The following is a 6,360-nucleotide window of genomic DNA, read 5'->3' on the forward strand; positions in this document are numbered from 1 at the left end:
GGCTATATGCAAATTCGTACTTTCTGCGCGGATATAGATTCGGGTGCCGACCTCGAATTTATCGGGCCGCGCCGGAGATCGACTAACCATTGGATTCGCCCTGATGACGAAAATGACTGCCTCGATGTTCCGACCTGAAGCTGGCGCAGCTTGAACGATTCGCCGGAGCAAACAAATGCAAATTCTCGATTTTAATCAGATATCGCAGATCTTCGTGAAATCGCTCGAGCTGGTGGTGGTCTTTGCCACCATTTGCGCCGCGCTGGAGTTCACCGTTCCGGCCTATCGATACAGTCTTGCCTCATACGCTCGCGGCATGCGGAATTGGCTTATTAGGCTCGGATTGGGTGCGTTTGTTTGGCACTTCTTCGCTGTTGGTCTGGCCTGGCTAGGAGTAAAGCCGCTGGTAACGATCAATTTCGCAACGTTGCTCCACTCTGACAACGCAATCGTCAACAGTGGATTGGCGGTCCTTTCCGGGGTTTTAGTCGCGATTGCTGGCGATTTCTTTTACTATTGGATGCACCGCGCTCAGCATGCTGTTCCATTCCTCTGGCGGCTTCACGCTACGCACCACTCGATCCGCGAATTGACGGCATGGAATTGCAATCATCACATCTCCGAACCACTCGTTTACGCAGCGCTGGTAGCACTGCCACTCGCTCTGATCCATTTTGAATCTGGCGTGGTGCCCATCGTTGCCATGACGCTGATTACGTTCCAGGCCCATCTTTCGCACTCCAGTACCCGCATCAATCTTGGGCCGCTTCGATACATCATTGGCGACAACAAATTCCACCGCATCCACCACTCGATGGAACCGGGTCACCGGCACCGAAACTATGGGTTCTTTACAACCATCTGGGATACGATTTTTCTAACGGCATACTGGCCAAAAAAGAATGAGTGGCCGGAGGTTGGCATGCGAAACCAGCCCGAGCCGCTGACCGTGCGGGATTACATTATGTTCCCATTCGATCGACGTCGCTGGCGTAAACCCAAAGTCGGAAATGCTGTGGAGGCCAGGGATTAGACCAGTGGAGGCTTACGCCTCGTGTCTGACTGTCGAGGCCAGAAAGCCATCGATGAATGCATATCTGGAACATCCCACAGACGCCCGACAAGCCTCCACCTAACAAGGACTGTTGCGCCTGAGCGGCAGCAGAGTAGGGAATTTTCCTATCGCGCTGCCGCGTTGGCGAGATTGACCGGAGATGGTGGCGCCAGTCGCGTGACTTTGCCGGCGCTGCACCGTCAAGCCAGCAATCCCTCTCGGGCCTTCGCGCGCTCTGTCTAACGGGGCAAGGTGCGCACCTGTTATCTGCTTCACGACACGGTTAATCAACTGAGACCAGCCAGACGGCGGAGTGCAAACCGGTCAAATAGCCGTTTTGCACCGCCCCGCCGCGCGGCACCATCAGCCCGCTACCACCTCGGATCGTCTCCGGCATAGCGTTGCGTTTCGGTTGAGCATTGTAACTGATCCTTCCAGAAAATTCACAAAGGCTTTGCAACACCAAATCGCTAAAAATGGTAGGAATCCCAAAGGCTGTTTGAGGTCAGCGAGGTCAAGCCGGGTCCATTTATTTCCGGTCACAAAGCCGCGACCTATGAGCACTTCGGGTGCGAAGAGCCTGAGTCTACCTGGAGGGGCTGAAACTTACGGCGCGATGCAAGGCTCGCAGCGCCGCGAGACTCGTGTCGAATAGATTGGCATGCGGAAAGCCCATCCCAACTGATCGCGCCCGGCCGGCGTGGCAGAAAGCCGGCAGTCGTTGGAGATATCGATGCCGGAATATGACGTGCTTTGCATCGGCAATGCCATTGTCGACATCATCGCCCAGTGCGACGAGGCCTTCCTCGAGACCAACGGCATCATCAAGGGCGCGATGAACCTCATCGATACCAGGCGCGCCGAGCTGCTCTACAGCCGCATGGGACCGGCGATCGAGGCCTCGGGCGGCAGTGCCGGCAACACCGCCGCCGGCGTCGCCAGCCTCGGCGGACGGGCCGCTTTCTTCGGCAAGGTGTCGAACGACGCGTTGGGCGAAATCTACACGCACGATATCAAGGCCCAGGGCGTCGCCTTCGATACCGGGCCGCTTGAGGGTGAACCGCCGACGGCGCGCTCGATGATCTTCGTCACGCCCGACGGCGAGCGTTCGATGAACACCTATCTCGGCGCCTGCGTCGAGCTTGGCCCGGAGGATGTCGAGGCCGACAAGGCGGCCGGCGCCAAGGTGACCTATTTCGAAGGTTATCTGTGGGATCCGCCGCGTGCCAAGGAAGCGATCCGCCAGACCGCGAGGCTCGCGCATGCCGCCGGGCGCGAGGTATCGATGACGATGTCGGATTCGTTCTGCGTCGACCGCTACCGCGACGAGTTCCTCGAGCTGATGCGTTCGGGCACCGTCGATATCGTTTTCGCCAACAGCCACGAGATCAAATCGCTTTACCAGACCGCTTCGTTCGACGAGGCGCTCGCCGCCATCCGCAAGGATTGCAAGATCGCCGCCGTCACCCGCTCGGAAAAAGGCTCGGTGATCGTGCGCGGCGACGAAACCGTTACCATCCAGGCGACGGCGATCGAGGAATTGGTCGACACGACCGGCGCAGGTGACCTCTATGCCGCCGGCTTCCTCTACGGCTATACGAGTGGCCGCAGCCTTCAGGATTGCGGCGATCTCGGCTCGCTGGCGGCCGGGCTGGTGATTCAGCAGATCGGCCCGCGGCCGCGCCAGAACCTGCGCCGCGAGGCCGAACAGGCAGGGCTGCTGTAGGGCGTGCCAAGGACTGGCGCCCAAAGCACCGGAGCTCAATGGCGCTGGTCGTGAAGCCTGAAATAGGACTGCTTAGACCCGCCGGTGGTGATGACTTTGCCGCTTGAACAGGATGCTACGGCCGGCATTCCTTGTCGACATCCATCTTCCGGACAACAATCGTTTGGCGCCATGGCCGCTCGCGGCGATCTCCAGGCGCGCGGGCATCAAATACAGCGGCAATCCGACTTCACGGATGTTTTCGGTGATCGCGAACGCCTTTATTTTCGGTCTCATGCGCACTTGGCGCTGGCAAGTAACGCACGTGGCTGAATTGGGTGGGGTCGCCCACAATCGATAGAGCTTAAGATATCTCCACCCGGCCTCGGACCTGATCTGCATCTCGTCGACGTCCAGGTGCCGGTGACGATGCGCCTTGTCACCAGAAGACTGAGCTATGAGCGCATCGCAATCATTCGACGGTGACTGATTTTGCGAGGTTGCGCGGCTGGTCGACATCTGTGCCCATGAAGGCCGCTGTGTGATAGGCAAGAAGCTGTATGGGCAGCGAGAAGATCATCGGCGCGATAATCTCGTCGACAGCTGGCAGCACGATCGTGTGCATGGTGTCGAGCTTGGATGTGGTTGCTCCTTTTTCATCGGTGATGAGGATGATCCGCCCTCCACGGGCGGCGACTTCCTCCATATTGGAGACTGTCTTGTTGAAAAAGCGATCAAATGGCGCGATGACGATCACCGGCATGTTCTTGTCTATCAATGCGATCGGACCGTGCTTCAATTCACCCGCCGCATAGCCCTCGGCGTGGATATAGGAAATCTCCTTGAGCTTCAGCGCACCTTCCATCGCCAGCGGGAAACTGGTGCCACGGCCAAGATACAGGACGTCATGATACTTGGATAATTCGCGCGCCAGAAGCTCTATCTCAGGTTGGATGCTGTTCAGGACCTGGCCCATAATGCGCGGCATTTCGGCAAGGCTTCGGACCAGCGCCTGCGCCTCATTTTCGGTTACCGTTCCGCGGGTCCGGGCGGCGCTGATGGCAAGTGCGGCAAGAACGGCAAGCTGGCAGGTGAAGGCCTTGGTGGAGGCGACGCCGATCTCCGGGCCGGCAAGGATCGGGAAGACCGCGTCGGCCTCCCGAGCGATACTCGATTCGGCGGCATTGACGATCGCGCCAATTTTCAGTCCAAGCTTCTTGCAGTATCTCAGCGAGGCCAGCGTATCGGCGGTTTCGCCAGATTGCGAAATGAAAAGAGCAGCAGACTGGGGCGACAACGGGATCTCGCGGTAGCGAAATTCGGAAGCAACGTCGATTTCGACTGGCAGGCGAGCATAGCGCTCGAACCAGTATTTTCCGATCAGTCCGGCGAGGTAGGCGGTGCCGCAGGCAGAGATCGCCAGGCTCGGAATGCTGGCAAAATCGAAGCTAGGAACCGGATCGGCGCGATTCTCTGTCAAACTGACATAGCGGGCGAGCACATGGCCGATGGCCTCGGGCTGCTCGTAGATTTCCTTCTCCATGAAGTGGCGATGTTTGCCCTTGTTGGCCAGATAAGCCGCGGCCATGGAAGTCTGACGCGGACGCTCTACGGGGTAGCCGTCGAAATCGAAGATATCGGCACCCCCCTTGCCGATTACAGCCCAGTCACCGTCGATGAGATAGGTGACTTCATTCGTGAAGGGGGCAAGCGCGATCGCGTCGGATGCAAGAAACATCTCGCCGTCGCCGTGGCCGATCGCCAGCGGTGGTCCATTGCGCGCTGCGATGATGCTCGACGGATCATCCTCAAAAAGGATGGCGAGCGCGTAGGCGCCCTTGATGCGTTTCAGCATGGCATGCATCGCTTCGCCCCGCCCCATGCCCTCCTGGCGGTGCCTTGCCACAAGATGCGCGACGACCTCCGTGTCGGTGTCGGTCTGGAACTCGGCTCCCGCCGCCGCCAATTCCTCCTTCAGCTCGGCAAAATTCTCGATGATGCCGTTATGAACGACGGCCACACCGTCGGTAAAGTGCGGGTGCGCATTGCCTTCCGTCGGCGCTCCATGGGTGGCCCAGCGCGTGTGGGCGATGCCGATGGAGCCATTCAGCGGCTCTGCCTTCAGTCTCGTCTCCAGATTAACGAGCTTGCCCTCAGCGCGCCTGCGCTGCAAGGCACCCCCGGTGATCGTCGCAACGCCGGCGGAATCATAGCCGCGATATTCCAGACGCTTCAAGGCGTCGACCAACCGCTCCGACACGGGCTGTTGCCCAACGATACCAACAATCCCGCACATGCCCCGTCTCCGATTTCTTTCCGGCACCCCTCAGTCGACGCACCAATCACGACGAGGATACCCAACGCGCTGAAATTCAGGATCCTCTAATACGATTATATTAGGACAGTAAAATTGATTGTTGGAATAGCAATCATCCACCCGATAAATGGACCAAAGATGCGCGACGGCATTCCAACAGAGCCTTTCGATGCGGCATGTACCGATTGGCGTGGACATCAAGACGGCGCTCGACGCGGATGTGAAGTCGTGGCTCGCCTTCGCGGCGCAAAAGACCGACGAACTGGTCATGCTCGCCCTTGCCCTGGCCGAAGGCTGGGACGAGGTCGCCGCTGGTGTCTATGACATTCACTCGCCGCGGTTCCCAGAAATGGCCGAGATTTCCAACCCTATCATGCTTGTGCCATCGATTGTTGGATGGCCAACTGTGGGGTGAATCCCGACTGCGGTCTCAAAACGCGCAGATGGGAGGAGGTCCGCCCTGCCCTGATGAACATGGTGGCTGCGGCACGCGCAATTCGGGAAAAAGCGGAGACGGGATAGGGCTCGGTGACACTCGCCGGCGGTGAGCGGCAACGCCACACACCGGTGTAGCGCGACAAACCGGGAGAGAGGAGCGCGTCAATCCTGATTGACGCTGCTCTCCGCATTGCCTCGTCGAAAATGTTCCCGAATTTTCAGCCGTTGCCTCACATAAGTTGCTCCCTACCGAGGGGTATGAGCAGGGGCAACTATGGGACGGCTGAGCATGGCGACACGGAAAGAACTGACGGCTGCGGTTTCAGAGCGCTATCGTGCTTCGACGCGAGCGGAGAAGGCGAGAATTTTGGATGAATTCGTCGTCATCACGGGCTTTCACCGCAAGCATGCGATGCGGCTGCTAAGACGCCGTGAGGGGCCGTTTTCAGGCCGGCGAGCGCGGCCGCGGATTTATGATGAAGCGGAACGCAATGCGCTGATATTGCTGTGGGAGGCGTCAGACCGCGTCTGCGGCAAGCGGCTGAAGGCGTTGCTGCCGGTCCTTCTCGAGGCGATGGAACGGCACGGTCATTTTGACCTAGCGCCCGAAATCCGGGGCAAATTGCTGGCGATGAGCGCGGCCACGATCGACAGGACGCTGGGACCGATCCGAGCAGGCTTGGGACGTCCCCGACGACGGCCCGCGGCGCATGCCCTGCGACGGAGCATTCCCATTAGAACGTCGGCGGATTGGGACGATCCAGCACCAGGCTTCGTTGAGGCGGACCTCGTCGCCCATAGCGGCCCTTCGGCTCGCGGCAGCTTCATCCAAACCCTCGTGCTCAC

The 6,360-nt window shown here is 59.2% G+C and carries 3 protein-coding genes and 2 pseudogenes; 4 read left to right on the top strand and 1 reads right to left on the bottom strand.

Annotation, left to right across the window (positions count from 1 at the left end; all coding sequences use genetic code 11):
* Positions 1 to 175: 175 nt before the first annotated feature.
* Entirely contained in the window at positions 176 to 1,033 is an 858-nt protein-coding gene (locus tag PU724_RS29220; RefSeq protein WP_354425131.1) for a sterol desaturase family protein, read from the top strand.
* Between the two features lie 754 nt (positions 1,034 to 1,787).
* Positions 1,788 to 2,780: an adenosine kinase gene (locus PU724_RS29225; RefSeq protein WP_354425128.1), complete on the top strand. Its 993-nt coding sequence runs from the start codon at positions 1,788 to 1,790 to the stop codon at positions 2,778 to 2,780.
* Positions 2,781 to 3,231: 451 nt separating this feature from the next.
* Here PU724_RS29225 and glmS read toward each other — a convergent pair whose 3' ends face one another.
* On the bottom strand, positions 3,232 to 5,055 hold the full coding sequence (glmS, locus tag PU724_RS29230) for a glutamine--fructose-6-phosphate transaminase (isomerizing) (RefSeq protein WP_354425126.1): 1,824 nt from the start codon (positions 5,053 to 5,055) through the stop codon (positions 3,232 to 3,234).
* A gap of 190 nt (positions 5,056 to 5,245) precedes the next feature.
* Here glmS and PU724_RS29235 point away from each other — a divergent pair.
* Positions 5,246 to 5,598 (top strand): annotated as a pseudogene (locus tag PU724_RS29235) (hypothetical protein).
* A gap of 190 nt (positions 5,599 to 5,788) precedes the next feature.
* Positions 5,789 to 6,360, top strand: a pseudogene (locus PU724_RS29240) (ISNCY family transposase); the annotation flags it as partial.

This window comes from Mesorhizobium abyssinicae (genome assembly GCF_049887195.1).
Taxonomy (GTDB): domain Bacteria; phylum Pseudomonadota; class Alphaproteobacteria; order Rhizobiales; family Rhizobiaceae; genus Mesorhizobium; species Mesorhizobium abyssinicae.